General features: G+C 42.3%; 19 protein-coding genes. 2 read left to right on the plus strand and 17 right to left on the minus strand.

Annotated features, from left to right (window positions below; genetic code table 11):
* Nucleotide 1: 1 nt before the first annotated feature.
* The 6 genes from DWW81_RS00320 to DWW81_RS00345 form a co-directional block, all read right to left on the minus strand.
* Nucleotides 2-754 carry a hypothetical protein gene (locus tag DWW81_RS00320; protein WP_046439175.1) on the minus strand — a complete coding sequence of 251 codons (753 nt, stop codon included), beginning with the start codon at nucleotides 752-754 and terminating at the stop codon, nucleotides 2-4.
* Entirely contained in the window at nucleotides 751-1,614 is an 864-nt protein-coding gene (locus DWW81_RS00325) for an ABC transporter ATP-binding protein (protein ID WP_117896596.1), read from the minus strand. Before DWW81_RS00325 ends, DWW81_RS00320 begins: the two co-directional genes overlap by 4 nt.
* Complete coding sequence (locus tag DWW81_RS00330; RefSeq protein ID WP_117896597.1) at nucleotides 1,607-1,978, minus strand: GntR family transcriptional regulator; 372 nt, start codon at nucleotides 1,976-1,978, stop codon at nucleotides 1,607-1,609. Before DWW81_RS00330 ends, DWW81_RS00325 begins: the two co-directional genes overlap by 8 nt.
* A gap of 362 nt (nucleotides 1,979-2,340) precedes the next feature.
* Entirely contained in the window at nucleotides 2,341-2,865 is a 525-nt protein-coding gene (locus tag DWW81_RS00335; protein ID WP_117896598.1) for a hypothetical protein, read from the minus strand.
* A gap of 20 nt (nucleotides 2,866-2,885) precedes the next feature.
* Nucleotides 2,886-3,872 carry a hypothetical protein gene (locus tag DWW81_RS00340; RefSeq protein ID WP_117863600.1) on the minus strand — a complete coding sequence of 329 codons (987 nt, stop codon included), beginning with the start codon at nucleotides 3,870-3,872 and terminating at the stop codon, nucleotides 2,886-2,888.
* Nucleotides 3,873-4,068: 196 nt separating this feature from the next.
* Nucleotides 4,069-6,477 carry a glycosyl hydrolase family 65 protein gene (locus DWW81_RS00345; RefSeq protein WP_117896599.1) on the minus strand — a complete coding sequence of 803 codons (2,409 nt, stop codon included), beginning with the start codon at nucleotides 6,475-6,477 and terminating at the stop codon, nucleotides 4,069-4,071.
* Nucleotides 6,478-6,820: 343 nt separating this feature from the next.
* Here DWW81_RS00345 and DWW81_RS00350 point away from each other — a divergent pair, with 343 nt between their 5' ends.
* Both DWW81_RS00350 and DWW81_RS00355 read left to right on the plus strand, forming a co-directional pair.
* Complete coding sequence (locus tag DWW81_RS00350) at nucleotides 6,821-7,846, plus strand: hypothetical protein (RefSeq protein WP_117896600.1); 1,026 nt, start codon at nucleotides 6,821-6,823, stop codon at nucleotides 7,844-7,846.
* A gap of 16 nt (nucleotides 7,847-7,862) precedes the next feature.
* Nucleotides 7,863-8,423, plus strand: coding sequence for a hypothetical protein (locus tag DWW81_RS00355; RefSeq protein ID WP_117896601.1), 561 nt, complete (start codon nucleotides 7,863-7,865; stop codon nucleotides 8,421-8,423).
* 55 nt (nucleotides 8,424-8,478) lie between these two features.
* On the opposite strand, the gene DWW81_RS00360 is transcribed toward DWW81_RS00355, so the two are convergent.
* The 11 genes from DWW81_RS00360 to rbfA all read right to left on the minus strand — a co-directional run bounded on the left by DWW81_RS00360 (nucleotide 8,479) and on the right by rbfA (nucleotide 19,451).
* Nucleotides 8,479-8,760 carry a hypothetical protein gene (locus tag DWW81_RS00360; protein ID WP_038670225.1) on the minus strand — a complete coding sequence of 94 codons (282 nt, stop codon included), beginning with the start codon at nucleotides 8,758-8,760 and terminating at the stop codon, nucleotides 8,479-8,481.
* A 233-nt stretch (nucleotides 8,761-8,993) separates the two neighbouring features.
* Entirely contained in the window at nucleotides 8,994-10,499 is a 1,506-nt protein-coding gene (locus DWW81_RS00365) for a DUF4340 domain-containing protein (RefSeq protein WP_117896602.1), read from the minus strand.
* Between the two features lie 19 nt (nucleotides 10,500-10,518).
* Nucleotides 10,519-12,243 (minus strand): GldG family protein, encoded by a 1,725-nt coding sequence (locus tag DWW81_RS00370; protein WP_117896603.1) that lies wholly within the window; start codon nucleotides 12,241-12,243, stop codon nucleotides 10,519-10,521.
* A 15-nt stretch (nucleotides 12,244-12,258) separates the two neighbouring features.
* The gene (locus DWW81_RS00375) at nucleotides 12,259-12,963 is read right to left on the minus strand and encodes an ABC transporter permease (protein WP_022287265.1); all 705 of its coding nucleotides are present in this window, start codon (nucleotides 12,961-12,963) and stop codon (nucleotides 12,259-12,261) included.
* Entirely contained in the window at nucleotides 12,963-13,940 is a 978-nt protein-coding gene (locus tag DWW81_RS00380; RefSeq protein ID WP_022287264.1) for an ATP-binding cassette domain-containing protein, read from the minus strand. Before DWW81_RS00380 ends, DWW81_RS00375 begins: the two co-directional genes overlap by 1 nt.
* 282 nt (nucleotides 13,941-14,222) lie before the next feature.
* Nucleotides 14,223-15,671: a glutamate--tRNA ligase gene (gene gltX, locus DWW81_RS00385; protein ID WP_117863594.1), complete on the minus strand. Its 1,449-nt coding sequence runs from the start codon at nucleotides 15,669-15,671 to the stop codon at nucleotides 14,223-14,225.
* A 27-nt stretch (nucleotides 15,672-15,698) separates the two neighbouring features.
* The gene (locus DWW81_RS00390; RefSeq protein ID WP_046439159.1) at nucleotides 15,699-16,238 is read right to left on the minus strand and encodes a transposase; all 540 of its coding nucleotides are present in this window, start codon (nucleotides 16,236-16,238) and stop codon (nucleotides 15,699-15,701) included.
* Nucleotides 16,235-17,164, minus strand: coding sequence for a riboflavin biosynthesis protein RibF (gene ribF / locus DWW81_RS00395; protein WP_117896604.1), 930 nt, complete (start codon nucleotides 17,162-17,164; stop codon nucleotides 16,235-16,237). Before ribF ends, DWW81_RS00390 begins: the two co-directional genes overlap by 4 nt.
* Nucleotides 17,165-17,190: 26 nt before the next feature.
* The gene (gene truB, locus DWW81_RS00400; RefSeq protein WP_117896605.1) at nucleotides 17,191-18,105 is read right to left on the minus strand and encodes a tRNA pseudouridine(55) synthase TruB; all 915 of its coding nucleotides are present in this window, start codon (nucleotides 18,103-18,105) and stop codon (nucleotides 17,191-17,193) included.
* Nucleotides 18,105-19,052 (minus strand): bifunctional oligoribonuclease/PAP phosphatase NrnA, encoded by a 948-nt coding sequence (locus DWW81_RS00405; protein ID WP_117896606.1) that lies wholly within the window; start codon nucleotides 19,050-19,052, stop codon nucleotides 18,105-18,107. The genes truB and DWW81_RS00405 overlap by 1 nt, the downstream gene beginning before the upstream one ends.
* 15 nt (nucleotides 19,053-19,067) lie before the next feature.
* Complete coding sequence (rbfA, locus tag DWW81_RS00410; RefSeq protein ID WP_117856888.1) at nucleotides 19,068-19,451, minus strand: 30S ribosome-binding factor RbfA; 384 nt, start codon at nucleotides 19,449-19,451, stop codon at nucleotides 19,068-19,070.
* Between the last annotated feature and the right edge of the window lie 46 nt (nucleotides 19,452-19,497).

The raw sequence follows: 19,497 nt of genomic DNA on the forward strand, positions 1-19,497 counted from the left end.
TTTATTTCACACCCCTTTGTCTTTTGATAGGCTTTCTGTGCCAAAAAAGGTAAGCTGTCAATGCGGCGATGATCGTAAGTGCCGCATAGGTAACGGAAAAGGCTATCGGTGCAACATCGGGAACGATATTTTCAAAGAACTCATAGCTCAGCAAAGGACTTCTCAAAGCCTTTGTGAAGATACCGCCGCCGATATTCAGTGCCGCAAGGATAACTATAACGCCGCAGTTGATGAGTTTGCCTGTGCGTTCAAGTCGGCTCATTATAATGAAAAATGCCGAGCCGCTGAAAAATATGAGAAAAGTTCTCACAAACAGCATCGAATAGATATAAGCTGCACTTTTGCTGAATGACAGCGATAAAAGAGAATAATTTTGCAGTATCTCTGCGTGTGTATAGTCCACTGCCACGCCGTCAAGGCGTATAACAGTTCCTTTCAGCTTATCTGCAAAAATAAAGCTCTCTATGCTGTGTGCGGCAACAACTATAAATGCTGTGACAAAAGCACAGATAAGTATTGCAGCAAAGGACGTTTTTCTTGACACACCACAGCAGACTGAAAGTGAGAATATCTCTTTTACCGTAAAAAACGCCGCCGCAAATGCTGCCGCCCCCGTAAGCAATTCATAATATTCCGACACCCCCTCCACGCTCAAAGCCTTTGCCGCAAGCAGCACAAGGAAAAACACAAGCACGGCTGCAAGGGGAAGGAGAGTTCTTACAACAGTAGTTTTACAGAGTTTCAGCTCATTCATTGTTCCCCCGCCTCACCTGTCAGATTTATGAACACCTGCTGTAGGTCGGGTCTTGAGATCTCAAGACCTTCGGGGACATTTTCGGGCGTGCCCTTTAGATACGCCGAGCTTATTGTTCCGATGTTTTTCATGCAAAGCACCTCTTTATTTTGACAATAGGCAGAAACTAAACTCTTTGCACCTGTGACGGAATAGCCATCCGTCAAAATATCCTCCGTTTTGCCTGCCGCAAGCACCTTGCCCTTATCTATTATTATGACATCCTCCACAAGGTTCTCGCACTCTTCGATAAGGTGGGTGGATATTACCACGCCGCACTGAGTTTCGGCAAAGCGTTCTACCAGCAGGCGGTAAAAAAGGTCACGGTGGTTTGCATCAAGCCCAAGAACAGGCTCGTCAAAGAAGAGAAAGTCTGCACCGCTCGCCAAGGTGAGAATGAGCTTTGAAACTGTCAGATAGCCTGTTGACAGTGCAGAAAGGCGTTTTTTCGGGTCAAGCTTGAACTTTTCGGCAAGAGAATAGGCATAGTCCTTATCAAAACCGCCGTAAAAATCAGCCGTGATATTCACCGCCTGCTTAAAGGTCAGACCTGCCGGCATTGTGACGCTCTCGCTCATTGCGTATATACGATTCAGTGCTTTATCATTTTCCAAAAGGTCTTCGCCGTCAAGAGTACACCTGCCCGAGGTGGCAAAAACACGGTTCGTTATGATATTCATAAGAGTGGATTTGCCTGCGCCGTTTCTGCCCAAAAGTCCGTATATCCTGCCCTTTTCTATCTCCACAGACACACCCACAAGGGCATAGTTCCTGCCGTATTTTTTTATGATGTTATCCGCCTTTATAACGCTGTTACTCATTTTCAAATCCCCTTTCTATCATTGCGATTATCTCATTTTTTGATATGCCGAGCTTTTTGGCCTCTGCGCACATTTTGTCAATGTAGGTCTGCTGAAAATCCTGCTGTCTTTCTGCTTTGAGTTTTTCCACTGCTCCGCTGCTCACGAACATTCCAAGGCCTCTTTTTTTGAATATTACCCCTTTATCCACAAGCATATTTATTCCTTTCAAGGCTGTGGCGGGGTTCACTTTATACTCCACTGATATTTCTGTTGTGGACGGTATCTGCTCTCCCTCAGGTATCGTTCCGCTTATTATCATATCCGACAGCCACTCGCACAGCTGAACATATATAGGCTTTTCGCTCTCCAGTCTGAGTTCCATATCATTTCCCCCTTTCGGTTTCGATCTTTGTTGTCTTTTTTCTCACAAGTTTATTAGTTAGTTACTCATGTAACTAACTATACAACAAATAGCGGCTTTTGTCAAGCTTTTTGGCAAAAGATTTTTCAAGACAGGCAAGATACACAATTTTATACTGCGTCTTTTATGCAATATAAATGTTATAATATTTTATGAATATACAAAATATTTAGCGAAAACTAAGCAGCCAGCTTAACAAAAACGAAAATAGATATGATATAATAAATATGCTGAAAGAAACAAACACAGCGATAACTTAATGATCCCCTTAATAAGACTTCACCCGACAGGCTTTCCGACTGTCGGGTGACTTTTTTTGCATATTAGTTTTCTTTTTGTTCTGTGATAATATCCGAAAGCTTATTTATCAGATCTTCAGGCACGTTGTAGTAACACTTATTTATCTTTACGTTATACGCATCTGCCGTTGTTTGTCTGACAATTATGCTATATTCTTTACCGTCTGATACTTTCCACTGAGCAGTACCCTTTGAAAGCATTCCATTTTTTGCTGTATTTTTATCGACCGCATAGCTTAAACTTTCGTTGAGGAGCTGGCGAAATTCTGTTATAGCCGTTTCATCTGTTATATCCCAGTTTTTCCCCTTTGCATATGGGTCGCCATACTCGGCGGACACACCAAAGCCATTTATATTGCTGAAATCAAGTTCTGTGATACTATCATTGTCCACCGAAGCTTCACTTTGTTCAGTGCTTTCACCGAGCACAACAGAGCTGTTTGCAGGCGTTGGGGCGGCACTGCTTTCTGTGGTATTTCCGCAGGCTGTCATTACAGCTATTCCTGACAAGGTGAAAATAAATAATATTTTATATTTCGTTTTTTTCATAATATCGCCTCCATAACAGTTTATTTACATTTTGTAAGATATACTATGCCATCACAATAGTTGCTGTTAATCACTACATTATCATTACCCCAGCCATCATTTACTATATACCATTTATAGATAATCTTATTACCATTATATCGTAGTTTTGTCCCATATGCTACAACCCAATGGCCTTTATAAATAGGGTGATTTGCCAGACCCGCAATTACTGGAGTATTTAACGCATTCACATTGTAATATGTCATTCCCCAATAATCACCCGAACGTCGTGTAACTGTTTCAAGCGATGTTAATGACGTAACTTGTTTATACGCTTTTTCTATGCCAGAAGTTAATTCTTCATAATTAGTTCCAATTTTTTGGGGTTCAATTATTTTTCTTAAAGTTTCAAAGGCTTTTTGGGGATCGTTAGCATATGCAGATTTCAAATAATCATGAGACACATAATCATAATAATAGAATAACAGAATAGTCGTAGCTAAAGAACCACAAGCGTTTAAATCGCCTCCATTGTAATTTAAAAGTCTCGTTTTTCCCTTTACTGTCCATGAAACATCTCTAATATTTGAGGTTGAACTGAATGTCTGAATAGAATATTCGGACGATTCTATTGGCTCAAAATCAAAATCACTGACATTATTACCAGTAGTGATATCAAAGAACTCACCATTTTCTTCTGTCACATATTCTAACGGACCGCCATAATAGACAATATCGTCATAATTTGCATATGGTGACTCTGCTGTTGGACTATACTCTATAATGCAATCATTTACATCATAGATGATATATCCATTCTCACAGTCTAAACAAGTTGCCACTTGTTCATTTTCCTGATTAAGTAGCTGGTGTCTGTTCACAATATCGCCCATGTTATCATTCTCAATGGTGTATTGAATCATACTAGGCACAGAATAGTAGCTTTCATTTGAGTAAGCTAACACATCAGTTGACATTGTTCCCATGATAGCAAAAGCTAATACTGTTGATATAATTTTTTTCATAATATCGCCTCCTGTAATAATTATACTTGAATTGGATAATTATTTCAATTGGCAAATTTAACATATTATTTGTTTATGTTTTGTACAATTTCCTAAATAAATCTAAATATTATTAAAAATCGTCAAAAAAATCGGCAGCAGGCACATGATAGCGTCTGCTGCCGAAAGTTTTATATTGTTTTAAGCATTAAAGCAATTATCCAAGAACAACAACGATGTTTGTCTGCTCTGTCATCTTGCACTCGCACACGAAGTTGCCTTCAACTGCTTCGCCGTTGACTGTCATAGACTTTACGCCGCTCTGAACGTGGTCTGGGTTCTGAATGTCGATAGAAAGGTGCTTGCCACGGAAGTTCTTTTCGATCTTGAAGCCGTCCCATGTGTGTGGGATAGATGGGCTTATTACAAGTCCCTCTGCGTTTGGTCTCATACCGCAGATACCCTCTACGCAGCCTACCATTACTGTTGAGCCTGTACCTGTCAGCCAATGAACGTGTGAACGTCCTGCATATGGTGAACGTGTTGACTCTGTAAACTGACCGTGAACGTATGGCTCAAGTATTCTTACTTCTGCCTTATCGTTCATGTTAGCAGGTGAGGACTCGAGGAAGTACTCGAATGCTCTGTCACCGTGACCGAGAAGTGACTCTGCAAGGATAGCCCAGCCCTGTGTCTGTGAGAAGATACCACCGTTCTCCTTTGTATCAGGGTTGAAGATGTGCATGAGAGCACCGTCAAAGTAATGATCTACATAAGGTGGCTCCATGATCTTTACGCCAAATGGAGTATTGAGTATCTCGTGTACCTTTTCCATAGCAGTTTCAGCCTGCTTCTCAGATGCGAAGCCTGAGATAACTGACCAAGACTGTGGGTTGAGCCACATTGAAGCCTCTGGATCCTTCTTAGCGCCAACGATCTCGCCGTTCTCTCTGTAGCCTCTGATGAATCTATCCTCGTCCCAGCAAGCTTCAAGACTCTTGCCGAGTTCAGGCTGTACCTTATCGATATAAGCAGCGTACTCATTATCGCCTCTGTCAAGAGCATAGCCCTTGATGATGCTCATTGCATAGTAGAGCTGGAATGCAACGAATGTTGACTCACCCTTCTTGCCAAGTCTGAGGCAGTCATTCCAGTCAGCATAAAGACCTGCCGGCATTGTATGAGTGCCAAGTCTTTCCATTGAGAAGTTGATAGCTCTCTTAAGATGCTCGTAAACTGTATCCTCGCCGCCGTTTGCGTATACGATGACCTCATCGAGGAACGCCTTGTTTCCGCTCTCACCGATATACTTATTAACTGTTGGGAAGAGCCAGAGAGCGTCGTCTGCTCTATAGCATGGGTGGCCTGTTTCCTTAGCGTAGATAGAGTTCTCGTCGTTCTCGTCCGGGCAAGTTTCGTGACCTGCCTTGTGGTCGAACTTAACAAGTGGAAGTCCGCCGCCGTTATCTACCTGTGCAGAGATCATAAATCTGATCTTTTCAGCAGCAAGCTCAGGGTTGATATGGATAATACCCTGAATATCCTGAACTGTATCTCTATAGCCATAGCCGTTTCTCAGACCGCAATAGATGAATGATGCGGCTCTTGACCAGATAAATGTGATGAAGCACTGATAAGCGTTCCATACGTTTACCATGTTATTGAACTCGTCAGAAGGAGTTTCGATCTGGAAGTTATTGAGCTGACCATGCCAGTAAGCGATAAGCTCCTTGACCTCAGCGTCTACCTTACCAGGCTCGTTATATGCAGCGAGTATCTCGTCTGCTACCTTAGGGTTCTTCTGACCAACAACATAGATGATCTCCTTTGTCTCGCCAGGAGCAAGGATAATGTCAGACTGGAGAGCGCCGCAAGCGTTGGAGTTATAGTTGAGCTTGTTATCGCAGAAGCCTCTTTCAACTGCAACAGGGTTGCCGTATGTTCTGTAAGAGCCGATAAAGCTGTCCAGATTACCGTTATAAGCGGAAACAGGAGCGCCAACTACGCCGAAAAATCTTTCTCTCCAGTTAGAGCCGTTCTCGTCCTTACCGCTGTTCTCGTTAATGTGCTGAACGATCTTATTGCCCTCAAAGCTTGTTCTTGTGATGAACAGTGTATACTGGAGGTTTACCTGATCCTGCTCATAGTTGTTCTCATTTGTGAACTCTACAAAGCCGAATGTTGAAAGGTTTCTGTATCTGTCAGAGTTATTTGTGATCTTAGTTCTCCATACCTCATAGGTCTTGTTCAGAGGAACATAATATGTAAGCTCGGAGTGGATATCTGCATAGTCAGACTTGATAGTTGTATAAGCTGTACCGTGGTGGCACTCTGTCTTATACTGATCAAGAGGCTTGCCTACAGGCTGCCATGTGCATGACCAATAATCCTTGGCGTCGTTATCTCTGATGTAGATATATCTGCCAGGAAGACCGATATTTGAATTGAAACGGTAACGGATTATTCTTCCGTTAGCACCGCTCTTTACAAAGCTGTATCCGCCGCCGTTGTTGGATACGATAGCACCATACTCAGGTGAGCCGAGATAGTTAGCCCAAGGTGCAGGTGTGTCAGGTCTTGTGATGACGTATTCCTTGTGTTCAAGGTCAAAATAACCATACTGCATATTTTTTATACGCTCCTTTTCAATATTTTAAAGTTGTAAACGTTTCACCAAAATGGCGTAAACGTTTCCCTCATAGATCCCGTCATTATTCATAACGCTTATATTATTTTAGCATACTTCCGATAGCTTTACAAGGGGGTAAAGCCAAAAAAATGGGCGTATTTTCAAAAAACTTTTTCGGGATTGTTGACTTTTGAAACTTAAACGATTGAAAATCGTCATGCTTTTTGTCGTTGTTCAAGTCGCACTAATAGCTGATATTTATTTGTATATATTGGATATTGACAGTGATACTTAAATGTGGTATATTGTGTATATAATAAATTATAGGAGGTTTACCATTATGAACATTAAAGGAAGAGTTTTAGCTATGGTTTCTGCTTGTGTTGTGATTTTCTCACAAAGTTCAATCGCAACGTTTGCTCTTGATAACCAGGAGGTTCTTACATTACCAACTTCTGTTTCAGATTTAACCAGCGCTGAAAACATGGGACAAGTGGTTAAAATTCACAACTTACATGGAGCAGATGAAGGAACCATTGCTTTCTGCGCTGAAATGGAGTCGGGATATGTGATATATGATTTGTCAGGAAATACAATAGAGTATAGTCCTACATCATCATCTCCATATAGCGACTTACAAGGCGATTTATATTATGCTGGTCCACTTGAATACTTGACTAAAACAAGCACTGATTACAAAAATTTGCGAACAGGTGAGATTTTAACAGACGAGCAATTCAACGAAGTTACTGAGAGTTTTACTAATGAGAGCATAAAACTTTCATCAACTAATTTTATAAGTTCAAGTGCTTCCAGGGCTAATTCAGGATTGCACACAACGGTTTCAAAAGTATCTGGAACACCTAGAAAACTGAACTACAACACATCTAATCAATGTGGGGCGTTAGCAGCTGTTATCAACTTATGCTATATTGATGACTACAAAGACAACAATTGTTTGAGCGATTCTTATTCTAATAATCCCAGAAGTCTTTTCAACACCCTTAACAATTATATTCCGAGAGAAACAAGCCGAAATGGAATAATAAATGGACTTAGTAACGCAAAAAAGGATAAAATATGTAGTTTTACTTCATCGCCTGATGCTTACTATGGCGGTGATTCATGGGGATTTTGTTTTTACAGGATACTCACGTCAAATTCTCCAACCATATTACTTATTATAAAGCATCCGAATTATGGCGGAAAAAATGATAAAAATCATTGGGTACTAACATATGGCATTGTTCAATGCTTCGATAATAATAATAAATTAGTTGATAAATATTTTATTGTTAACGATGGGTATGGAAAAAATGATATACGGATTCATTACACATATCAGGACGACTGTGTTTACATTTAAGGGTAGGTGACAAAACATGAAAAAGACAGTTTATTTGGTTTTAGCGCTCTCACTGCTTCTTTGCTCATGCTCACAGACAACAGACAATGATAACAAAAGCAAGGTCAATGACAGCAGTACAGTTGTGACAACAGCTTCTACAACAATGACAACTACCACAACTTCATCATCAAAGGTTGATGAAAATGCTGAAATTTCGGCATATTATATTCATCACTGGTATGGAGAAGAACCATATGAGATAACAGACAAGGACACTATCGACAAAATAACTGCGTGGATAGAGAACGCTAAATCGGTATGCAAGGATTATCCTTACATTGACGGCTTAGAATATGGTGGCGCAGACGCTTATGGAATCTCTCTCGAAAAGGATGAATCAAGTGATGCGTATGAGAGCATTTGTGTTATCGATGTTTCACAGTATTCGTGGGACACCTCAGGCGGTATGCACTCTGAAAATAAAATATGCAATTTCAGCATAAAAGATGATACAGGCGAATTTCAGGATTACAATTTGCCAAAGGAAATGATAGATGAAATAATGCCCCTTATAACAAGACCGAACGTTGAATAACACATACAAAACCGGCGTGTATCTTCGTGATACACGCCGGTTATTTTTTGATGTATTATGATACCTTGAGCCATGCGCAGGCAAAATCAAGTGCTTCATAGAGGCTTGATTTTTCTGCCACCTTAACGATCTGCTTATTCGGAGGCAGTGTGCTGTCTGTTGCAACTTTTCTTATTCTTACCTTATTTGCAACGTCGATACCGCCGACCTTTTCTGTAGAAAGTATTTCTATCATGACTACGAACTCGTCATACATATTTCCAAAATAGATATTATTTCCTTTTCTCACCAGTGGAACGCCCTTATAGGTGAAAAAAGCTTTCTTTTCTTCTGCCATTTATCTCTCCGCCTTTCTCATAATATATTTCTCTTTTTGTTTACTATTTTATTATACCATACTTTTCACATAATTAAAAGAGCTTTTGACAACTTTTTTGCGCAGGTTTTCAGCCTTGCTTTATGTGGGATACATATTGTATCACATATTCTTTGTGAAAGCTGTCGAAACATGACCGTAGGGGCGAACGCTGTTCACCCGTCCGATTTTGTGCTTAGCATGGGATATGCGTTTTAGTAGTTTTCGTCCACAGCCTCGCCTTTAAGAAGTCTGTCCATATTTGCAACGAACGTATCTACCCAAGTTGACTGTATTCTGAATGAGGTTTCACCGTTTAGCTTGACCACAGAACGTCTTGAAGAATCCTTATAAAGCTCCATAACGTCCTTTTTGCCGTCCTTGCGGTCGAATGTTATAGTCAGATAGCTTTCGCCCTCAGGGTCTGTGAAGTAAATCTCATTTGTCGGGCAACCCATAAGATACTGATAGAAGGTCTTAAAGTTGTCAACGTCAAGCTCCTTGCCGTCTGTTGTGACCTTTGTTACCTGTGCGGTAGTTTTGCCGTCAGAATCAGTATCAGCACTTGTGCCTGAGCTTTCTACCTCATAAACGGTCTTTTTACCGTTATAGACTACTTCAACGTCTTTAAGGTCAACAAGGTAATTTGAAGTCATAAGGCTTGTTATAACGTCCTCTGCTTTGATCGTTGCCCATGGGAGGTTATCGGCTGAAACGAGGTATATAGCGTCAACGCCCTTTACGCCCTCAAAGTAGCAATAATATGCAGACACTGTATCTGTTGTTTCACTGCTGTCGCCTGCGGTAGCATAGACAGGGTCGCCTATTTTAAGGGTATAGTCATAGCCGTCTCCCGAGAGTCTTACTGTTGCGAACGGGTCGGAAAGTCCATGCTCCTTCATTGCAGTTTCATCAGGTGCGATGACCTCACAGCTCTGTGCTGTAAGTCCCCACATACCATGGGTAGTTGCTGAAGAATTTGTGATGTTCAGGTATGAGAAGATAGGCTCTGTCATTACCTGACCTGAAAGTCCCTCTATTTCGTTCGGGTTATTTTCAAACGCCATTTCATAGTCCAGGTCTTTTCTTGTAACTGTTTCCTTGCCATAGTCAGGCCAATCGTCGTCAGACGGCTTTGTGAGCAAAGTGAGGTTCGCATATGCGGTCACCGGATCTGTATAGTATGAAAGCTTTGTTCCCATTACCATATAGACGGTCTTTTCATCATCAAGGCTCACATATCTGTATCTTTCGTTGCTTGGTGAAACAGAGCCTACATGAAGGGTAGTGGCAGTGCCGTCGCTGTATTCAACTGTGAGATCTGCTGTGGGCTTATCAAGACCGTATTTTGACATATCCTCAACGTTTTCTTCAACGAGCTTTTTCGCCTTGAAGCCGTCAAGATTCGATATCATGGAAGCTTCTGCGGTGGTATTGGCATTGAGAGTGCCAAGCTCAGGTATGCTCCATGTGGATTTGCCTGACTCGGACTTATTAACGGAATACTCGCCATGTTCGTTTGAAACCTTTACGCTTGTTATATCGTCGCTTGACTTTGTAAGGATAACAACGCTCTCGTCCTGACTTGAAACTGCCGCTGTTGACGATGAGCTGGAGTCTGTGTCTGATTTGCCTGAGGTGGAGTTGAGAAACGCCATTACTCCCACCAGACAAGCGGCTGTGACTCCGCAGATAATGATACCCTGCAATTTACCATTCATTTGTGATTACCTCTGTGTTTTACTTATTCTTTCTTCTTGCCCAGATAATGATACCCACTATAAGAACTACAACAGGTACGCCAAGGCAGAATGTCCATTTAAGAACTGTTTTCTGCTGCTGAGTGATGTCGAAAACATTGCCTGTGATAGTTTTTGGTGTGATAGTGATACCTGCGGTCTTTCCGGTAAGGCCGTTTATAACGCTTATGAAATACTCGCTGTTCTGATATTGTGAATACTGCAAGTAGGTATCAGACAGCATACCCTCTGAACCTACTGCGATAACATTGCTATAGAGAGTTTTGTTATCGTCTGTAAATTTTGCCTTTGAGCCGACAGCCATATAATTCTGCTGACCCTTTACCAGAGCGTCGCCTATATTCACCTGACCTGTGGTCTGTGATATATCAACATTTGCGGTATAGGCAGAATCTGAGGACTTGAGGTAGGCGTCTGTAGACACCATATCCTGCTCGTCAAAGAGTGTGTTTACAGGACGGCAGAGTGCTGAAAGGATAGCCGGTTTCTCTGTAGAAACGTCCTGAGTGAAGTTATCGGAAACTGTGGAAGCTACTGTTATGCAAGGCGAGTTATAATACTTGCCTGAGTCGCTTTCGCAGATAACGCCCTTGCCGACAGAAAGTCCATACTCTGACAGGAACTCATCAAGATTAGGGGTGTCCTCCTGACCATAAGAAGCGATATAGAGAAGCTGTTTGCCAAGATTTCCGCCATTATTGAGGAAGTCGCTGACCTTTTTGATATCCTCCTCCAGATAGTCAGTCTTAGGAGCAGGGATAACCACAACGTCTGTATCGGCAGGGATATCCTCGGAGGTTATATCCACTGTGTTCACGTTATAGCCGTTAGCTGTAAGAAGCGTCTGGAAATATGTGAGCTGTGTAAGCTCGCTTCTGCCTGTGAGGATAGTAACATAGACAGGGTTAGGGTCTGTTACTGTCATAAGTGCAGAAGTGAAAGCCTGCTCTGCGTTTGAGGACTCAACATAGCTGCCGTAATAGGACAGGAATGAAAGGTCACCGCCTGCCTGCTGGGCAAGGGTATCTATGCTGTAGCCTGATTGTGACAGCTTCTGCTCGAACTCGTCTGTGAATGTAAGAAGGTCGAGCATACCGAGCTTTCTTGTTCGGCTTATCTCTTTGCCGTCAACCTTTGTTTTTGTTTCAAATATCATATCGAACTGGCTGATAGTATCGGTATACTCCTTAACGATCTCAGGGTGTGAGTCGATATCAACGAAACGATATGTGATATGGTGATTGAGCTTACAATAGTTTTTCAAAAGCTCAACAGCCTGCTTATTATAAGAGCTGTAATTTGTATAAGTATTCTCGTCTGCGAAGATAGTTACCTGAACGTCTACGTTCACTTTCTTTACATAATCTTCTGTATCGTTTGAAACTGAATATATCTTATTGCTTGTCAGGTCGATAGTGATAGGATATCTGTCAAAAAGCATTGTTGTGACAACATTTACTAGGACAAGCAGAGCGACAAAAACGCAGGTGAACACTGTTGCCATTGTTCCATGCTTGAGCTTTTTGGCATTGAACTTTTTGCCGTCCTTTGTCTTTTTCTCTTTTTTATCTTTCTTTTTGTCTTTATCTTTTTTATCCTTTTCTGTATCCTTTGGAGCGGTCTTTGCTGCCTTTTCGTCTGCTACAACGTCTTTAAGCAGGTCTGCTCCTGATACAGAGATCTTTTCGTTATTATTCTCTTCCATTTAAACAGCCCTCCTTTAGCCCCAGCGGCGTTTTTCAAGCACTCTCACCGTGAGGAAAAGAAATGCCACTATTGCACTCAGAAAGAACACAACGTTAGAAAAATCAAAAAGTCCATAGGTGAATGAATAATATCTCTCGCCGAATGACACCTTTTCGCACACTGTTGTGAGCCATTCAAAAGGCAGAAGATTGCCTATAGTTGACAGGAACGACACGAAGATAAGTGCGATAAAGCTTATTACTGCGGCAACTATCTGGTTTTCTGTGAAAGATGAGCAGAAGATACCGATAGCGATATAAGCGCCGCCAACAAGTGCCAGAGCGACGATATTGCCCACAACGACGTTCCAGTCAGGCGTACCGAAAGCGGATACGACAACTGCGAAAACGCCTGTGATAGCGATAGCTATGATATAGATAAGGAAAGCGGCAAGGAATTTACCTACAACTATGCTGCCAAGACCCACAGGGGCGGTGAGCAGACACTGGTCTGTTTTTGTTCGCTTTTCCTCGGATATGGTCCTCATGGTGAGGACAGGTATAAGCACTATTATGATTATAAGAAGCGCACTGAAAACGGAATCAAGTCTTGTATAGCCGCTTTCAAGGCTGTAGTTTGCAAACATTACGCCTGAATAGGCATAGAATGCCGCAAGGAAAATATAACCGATAGGTGAGGTAAAATAGCTTCTTACCTCTCGTCTGAATATTGCGCCCATTAGTCATTTCCCTCCTTATCGGAAGTATTTTCAAGGGCTGGCAAAGCCTCGCCCATTGTGAGCTTGAGGAATATATCTTCAAGTGAAAGCTCAGAGGTCTTAAGTTCAAGCATATACCAGCCGTTTTTAACAACTGTTTCAAAGACGTCACGTCTGATATCCACGCCTTCTTTTGCCTCTATTCTTATATCGTTCACGCCGTCTTTATGGCTTGCGTCGCAGATAACTTTCTCAACGCCCTTTATGCCCTGCATTGCTCTGACGATCTTATCCTTATCGCCCTGTATCTTTGCAGTGAGCTTATGCTCGCCTGAGAGCTTCTGTGAGAGGTGTTCCTCTGTATCGTTTGCAACGACCTTGCCCTCGTTGATGACTATTATCTTATCGCAGACAGCCTGCACCTCAGAGAGGATATGGGAAGAAAGGATAACGGTATGATTTTTGCCGAGCTTTCTTATAAGAGTTCTTATCTCGATTATCTGCTTAGGGTCAAGACCTACTGTAGGCTCGTCCAGGATAAGAACCTTTGGGTTGCCGATAAGAGCCTGAGCAAGACCTACTCTCTGTCTATAACCTTTTGACAGGTTCTTGATTATTCTGTTATAAACATGGTCTATCTTTACAAGTCCGCATATATCTTTAAGATGTGACACCTTTGGAAGCTTACACTTTTTAAGGTCATAGACAAAATAGAGATATTCTTTTACGGTCATATCCATATAAAGTGGCGGAAGCTCAGGGAGATAGCCTATCTGCTTTTTAGCCTTGATAGGGTCTTCAAGGATATCTACGCCGTCTATAAGGGCTTTGCCGTCTGTACAGGATATGTAGCCTGTAAGGATATTCATGGTGGTGGATTTTCCCGCTCCGTTAGGACCGAGGAAGCCGAGAACTTCGCCGTCCTCCGCTTTGAAAGAGATATTATCGACAGCTTTTTTGTCGCCGTATCTCTTGGTAAGGTTTATAACCTCTATCATTTTATTTCCTCCTCTTAGGAAAAGCATTCATAAGTCTTTACAATTTTATAATACTTATGTGACAGGGGAGTGATAGCTGTACGAAATACAGAGCATTTTAAGTAAATTTAAAGTAGCAAATACTCAAAATGCTCCGCTGTTGAATTATTTATCCGTCTAAAAGCGATGTATCTATGTAATTTGTAGGGGAGCGGTGCAATTTCTGCTTTGCAGAGATCCGACATCCCACTTGTTTGGAAATTATTTCGCCCCTACACATATTCAACATTTTCGTAGTTTTTATTATGACAGCTTCTCAATGCCCTTTCTTATTCTTGCAAGAGTATCCTCCTTGCCGATAAGATATGATATCTCAACGCCGCCGCCCGGAGTGAATGCCTTACCTGAAACTGCAACTCTAAGAGGCCACAGAACGATACCGTTCTTTACGCCAAGCTTGCCGATAAGGTCAAAGAGTGCGTCATGGATATTTTCCTCTGTCCAGTCCTCAACACCCTCGAGTACAGGGAGAACTTCTTTGAGAGATTCCAGAGAATTTTCAGGGTTTGTTTTCATCTTCTTATGTGTATAGAGAGCTATATCATACTCAGGGAGAGCGTCGATAAAGTCTACCATTTCAGGTATCTCTGTGAAAAGCTCTGTTCTTGCCTGCAAGAGCTTTGCGATCTCGTTAAGGTCAACGTCCTCTCTATGAACGGACTGCTTGATATAAGGTATAGCATACTCAACAAACTTCTCAGAAGTCATAGCCTTTATATACTTGCCGTTGATAGCTTTAAGCTTAGCAGGGTCAAAGATAGCAGGTGACTTAGAAAGTCCGTGGATATCGAATTCCTTAACAAGCTCTTCAAGTGAGAATATCTCGTTCTCGCCCTTTGGCGCCCAGCCAAGCAGAGCGATATAGTTTATAACGGCTTCTTTAAGATAGCCCTTTTTCATAAGATCCTCATAGGAAGCGTCGCCGTCTCTCTTTGAGAGCTTATGCTGCTTATCTTTCATGATATGCTCAACATGGATATAGGTTGGTATCTCCCAGCCGAAAGCCTTATAGAGCAGGTTATACTTAGGTGCAGAAGCAAGGTACTCGTTACCTCTAACAACGTGGGTGATACCCATAAGGTGGTCGTCAACAACGTTTGCAAAGTTATAGGTAGGCATACCGTCTGTCTTTATAAGTATCTGGTCGTCGAGAGTAGAGCAGTCAACAGTGATATCGCCGTAAAGCTCGTCATGGAAAGTAACTTCGCCCTCTGTAGGTATTTTCTGTCTGATAACATAAGGAACACCTGCGTCAAGCTTTTCCTTTATCTCTTCAGGTGAGAGGTTACGGCAATGTCTGTCATACATTGGAGCGATACCGCTTGCTTCCTGAATGGCTCTTACTTCCTCAAGTCTTTCCTTGTCGCAGAAGCAATAATAAGCTTCACCCTTTTCAACAAGCTCCTCGGCATATTTTTTGAACATACCCATTCTCTGTGACTGGATATAAGGACCTACAGGTCCGCCGATATCAGGGCCTTCGTCCCAATTAAGACCAACGTCCTTGAGTGTCTTATAGATGACCTCAACTGCGCCGTCAACATAACGCTCCTGGTCTGTATCCTCGATACGAAGAATAAAGTCTCCTCCGTTCTGCTTTGCAATAAGATAGGTAAAGAGTGCTGTTCTCAGGTTACCTATGTGCATATAACCTGTTGGTGAAGGTGCAAATCTTGTTCTTACCTTGTTCATTTATATCTTCCTTTCAAAATTAGAGTCTTATTTCATATCCTGCTCATCAAATGCAATTTTTACATATTTTGCAGGATTATTTGCAATATACTGCCTTATTTCTGCGTGTTGCTTTCTGTTTTTGATTATCGTATCATAAAAAGATTTTTGCCATATGGAATAACCTAGTTCTTTTGTGACAGCCTCTTTGAAATGTTTTATGACCCTTGAAAGTGTCGGTGTTTCACTTGTAGGGGCGAACAGTGTTCGCCCGTTTTTCGGCTGTTTTTCAATTTTGATTATAATATGCACATGGTCAGGCATGATACAAGACATCTCTACAAAAACGTCGGGATAGTGCTCAGATATCTCTGTGAGTTTTCTCTTTACAAGTTTTCCTGTAACAGAAAGTTTTGGGTGCAGAATTTCATTTGCAGTCAGCGGGCGAACACTGTTCGCCCCTACATTCTCCCACAGGACTTGGTATTTTTCAGTAACACATATCGTCACAAAATACAAGCCGTTCGCAGAATAATCATAACCCTCAAGACGTATTTTCTTTCGTCTTGGCAAATCTTCACTTGTCATAATTTATTTTCCTCAAAATATCTGACCGCCTGCTCTTTGTTTTTTGCTATCTCCTCACGGAGGCTGTCAAAGCTGTCAAACATTTTTTCGGGGCGAAGAAATTCATGCAGTTCAAGTTTTAGCTTTCTGCCGTAAAGATCCCCATGATAATCCATGATGAAAGTTTCCGCAAGGGGAGCTGTTTCAACATGGACGGTAGGCTTTACGCCTATATTTGTCACGCCTGCATACTTATTTCCGTCTATTTCAACAGCAGAGCAATAAACGCCGAATTTCGGCATTACCCTGCCCTTTGGTATCTGCTGATTTATCGTGGGGAAATCCCACGTTCTGCCACGCTGAAAGCCGTGTTCCACTTCAAGGCAGAATCCAAAATGATAACCCAGCATTTCATTTGCTTTGGCTATCTCGCCCTCACGGACGCATCGTCTTATCTCAGTGGAACTTATGACCTCGCCGCCCATGAGCAGTGGACTTACTATTTCCACATCTATATCATATTTTTCACCGAGCCTTTTAAGGTCAACAGCCTTACCCTGTGCGCCTTTGCCGAATGTAAAATCGTTTCCGCACACTGCGCCGCTACAATTGAGCCTTTCTTTCAGCACCTTTTTCACAAAGTCCTCCGGTGACATGCCTTTGAACTCTGCAAAATCAGGTGAGAAAAGCACCTCGACCCCAAGCTCTGCCATTTTTTTATGCTTTTCCTCGTCGCTCATAAGCATTTCTATCCTGCCGTCATGACCTTTTGAGGTCACTGTGTCGGTCTTGAAACAGAAAACTGCCGAATGTCCGTCAAGGCTCTGAGCCTTTTTCACAGCCGTTGTTATTATGAGCTGATGTCCTCTGTGGACTCCGTCAAAAAGTCCAAGAGCGCAAACTGTCTTTTTTTCGGGGATAAACCCGCTGTTTGTTATATCCGTCAAAATATCCCTCCGAATAAAACAAATTATCAGAAATTTTTGAAGCTTCTGAAGCTGCCCTCATGAAAAGTGCCGATACCGAGAAAGCTGTTATCACTGCCGTAGACACGGTAGAGTTTGTCCTCTGACAGATCTTTTATCCCTGTCTGCTCAGGTCTGAGCTTTACACCGTTTCTATAAAGCTTTGTTTCCCACTGTCCAAGGGTAGTCTTTTCGTAGCTTACAAAGGCTCTGTCAAGTGGGATAAGCATTTGTGACAGCTTATCCTGCTCACAAATTTCGGCTATCTCCTCTATGGTATAGCAATCTTTTATATCAATGCCCCCTGAATAGGAACGCTCAAGAGAAGTCATCATTCCGCCGCAGCCAAGCTTTTCACCTATGTCGCTGATAACGGAGCGTATATAGGTGCCTTTTTCGCAATCAACTTTCATTACGCCCCTGCGTGAAGCTTCGTCATATTCTATTATATCAATGCTGTCGATATGGACAGCTCTCGGCTCACGCTCTATTTCTTTGCCTGCTCTTGCAAGCTCATAGAGCTTTTTGCCGTTCACTTTTATTGCAGAATACATAGGCGGCACCTGCATGATATCGCCTACAAAACTGCTTTTTGCACATTCAAGGTCGGCTCTGGCAACTGCCTTGTCGCTTGTTTTTAACGTCTTTCCTGTGCTGTCTAGGGTATCGGTGCTTACCCCAAGCTGAAAGCCTGCGGTATAGACCTTTCGTCTGTCGGGGATAATATCGCAGGCTTTTGTGGCTCTGCCCACGAAAACAGGCAGGACGCCTGTTGCCATAGGGTCAAGGGTCCCTGAATGACCCAATCTTTTTATCCTTAGAACTCCTCTGAGCTTTGCGATAACGTCAAAAGAAGTCCAGCCCTCGGGCTTTTTTACAGGCAAAATGCCGCTGATATTATCCTTGCTGTTATCCAAGCTCATCAGCCCAAGACCTTTTCCGCTTGCTTGAGAAGCTTAGCCTTGACTTCTTCAAGGCTTCCTGTTATCTCACAGCCTGCGGCTCTTATGTGTCCTCCGCCGCCAAACTCACGGCAGAATGCAGAAGCGTCTATCTCATCGTCGCTTCTTACTGATATTTTAAAGACGTTCTCGTGTCTTTGCTTAACTGTTATGCCTATTTTCACGCCCTCAACGGACAATGGTATAGAAGCAAGTCCCTCGAACTCGGCAGCGTCAACGCCACTTTTCTCCATAAGCTCTTTTGTAAGCACTATCATAGAGCATTTGCCATCGCAGTAATACTCCATATTCGCTGTAACGGACTGCTCCACCATAAGTCTGCCCTTGCTTTTTACATCAAACATTTTTCTGTTGATATAAGCAAAATCTATGCCATATGACATAAGCTCTGCACAGGCGATATGAGCCTGCGGAGTTGTGTTTTCATACTTGAAGCAGCCTGTATCCGTTGCAATGCCTGTATAAAGGCATCTCGCTATCTGACGTGATATCTTTCTGCCTGAAGCTTTGAATATCTTATACATTATAAGTGCTGCGGCAGAAGCGTCTGCTTCTACATATGACTGCTTTGCATAATACTTGTTTGAGATGTGGTGGTCGATGCAAAGGTCGATCGCACCCTCCTCGGCATACTTTGAAAGATTGCTGCCAAGAAGATTTGTGTCTGCGATATCCACTGCGATAACATACTTCACATCAAATTCCTGAGGGTAATAGTTCTCATAGATAAGATCATATCTTTCGGGAAAACTGTCAGAATTTACAACGTCAGCCTTTTTCCCCATATCTCTCAGAAAAGCGCACAGGGCAAAGCCTGAACCAAGCGTATCGCCGTCGGGGCTTTTATGAGTTAAAATAAGAAAATTGTCATTTTCTTCAAATATTTTAAGAATATCCTGAAATGTCATAATATCCTTTCTCCTCTATTGTTCTTCGCCGTCTTTCTCTTCTTTTTCTTCTTCGGGCAGAACTTCTTTAAGAAGCTTGTTTATCTTTGCTGAATGCTCGATAGAATTATCTGCGATAAATTTAAGCTCAGGGCATTTTTTCAGCTTCAGCACGTTTGATATCTCTCTTTTGAGAAATCCTGTTGCCGACTCAAAGCCCTTAACGGCTTCTTTTGCCTTTTCATAGCCCTCAAAGCTTGAAACATACACTTTGCAGAATGAGCCGTCACCTGCCACGTCGCAGCGGACGATAGTGAGCATATCTCCTCCGTGTATCCTTGGGTCTTTAAGGTCTCTCATTTTGCCCGATATTATTCTTCTTATATCTTCGGACATACGTCCTGCTCTGTAACCTGCCATAATATCTTTATCTCCTGCTTAAATATGCTCTTACGGGGCGGCTGTC

Origin of the sequence: Ruminococcus sp. AF17-1AC (genome assembly GCF_003461385.1) — a bacterium.
Taxonomy (GTDB): domain Bacteria; phylum Bacillota; class Clostridia; order Oscillospirales; family Ruminococcaceae; genus Hominimerdicola; species Hominimerdicola aceti.

Coding starts and splice junctions, on each gene's coding strand:
- DWW81_RS00370 (WP_117896603.1), bottom strand. CDS start 12,243: ATGGAAGAGAATAATAACGAAAAGATCTCTGTATCAGGAGCAGACCTG.
- DWW81_RS00365 (WP_117896602.1), bottom strand. CDS start 10,499: ATGAATGGTAAATTGCAGGGTATCATTATCTGCGGAGTCACAGCCGCT.
- DWW81_RS00340 (WP_117863600.1), bottom strand. CDS start 3,872: ATGAAAAAAATTATATCAACAGTATTAGCTTTTGCTATCATGGGAACA.
- DWW81_RS00320 (WP_046439175.1), bottom strand. CDS start 754: ATGAATGAGCTGAAACTCTGTAAAACTACTGTTGTAAGAACTCTCCTT.
- DWW81_RS00380 (WP_022287264.1), bottom strand. CDS start 13,940: ATGATAGAGGTTATAAACCTTACCAAGAGATACGGCGACAAAAAAGCT.
- DWW81_RS00350 (WP_117896600.1), top strand. CDS start 6,821: ATGAACATTAAAGGAAGAGTTTTAGCTATGGTTTCTGCTTGTGTTGTG.
- rbfA (WP_117856888.1), bottom strand. CDS start 19,451: ATGGCAGGTTACAGAGCAGGACGTATGTCCGAAGATATAAGAAGAATA.
- DWW81_RS00375 (WP_022287265.1), bottom strand. CDS start 12,963: ATGGGCGCAATATTCAGACGAGAGGTAAGAAGCTATTTTACCTCACCT.
- DWW81_RS00325 (WP_117896596.1), bottom strand. CDS start 1,614: ATGAGTAACAGCGTTATAAAGGCGGATAACATCATAAAAAAATACGGC.
- truB (WP_117896605.1), bottom strand. CDS start 18,105: ATGAGCTTGGATAACAGCAAGGATAATATCAGCGGCATTTTGCCTGTA.
- DWW81_RS00345 (WP_117896599.1), bottom strand. CDS start 6,477: ATGCAGTATGGTTATTTTGACCTTGAACACAAGGAATACGTCATCACA.
- DWW81_RS00330 (WP_117896597.1), bottom strand. CDS start 1,978: ATGGAACTCAGACTGGAGAGCGAAAAGCCTATATATGTTCAGCTGTGC.
- DWW81_RS00390 (WP_046439159.1), bottom strand. CDS start 16,238: ATGACAAGTGAAGATTTGCCAAGACGAAAGAAAATACGTCTTGAGGGT.
- DWW81_RS00360 (WP_038670225.1), bottom strand. CDS start 8,760: ATGGCAGAAGAAAAGAAAGCTTTTTTCACCTATAAGGGCGTTCCACTG.
- gltX (WP_117863594.1), bottom strand. CDS start 15,671: ATGAACAAGGTAAGAACAAGATTTGCACCTTCACCAACAGGTTATATG.
- DWW81_RS00405 (WP_117896606.1), bottom strand. CDS start 19,052: ATGACATTTCAGGATATTCTTAAAATATTTGAAGAAAATGACAATTTT.
- DWW81_RS00335 (WP_117896598.1), bottom strand. CDS start 2,865: ATGAAAAAAACGAAATATAAAATATTATTTATTTTCACCTTGTCAGGA.
- DWW81_RS00355 (WP_117896601.1), top strand. CDS start 7,863: ATGAAAAAGACAGTTTATTTGGTTTTAGCGCTCTCACTGCTTCTTTGC.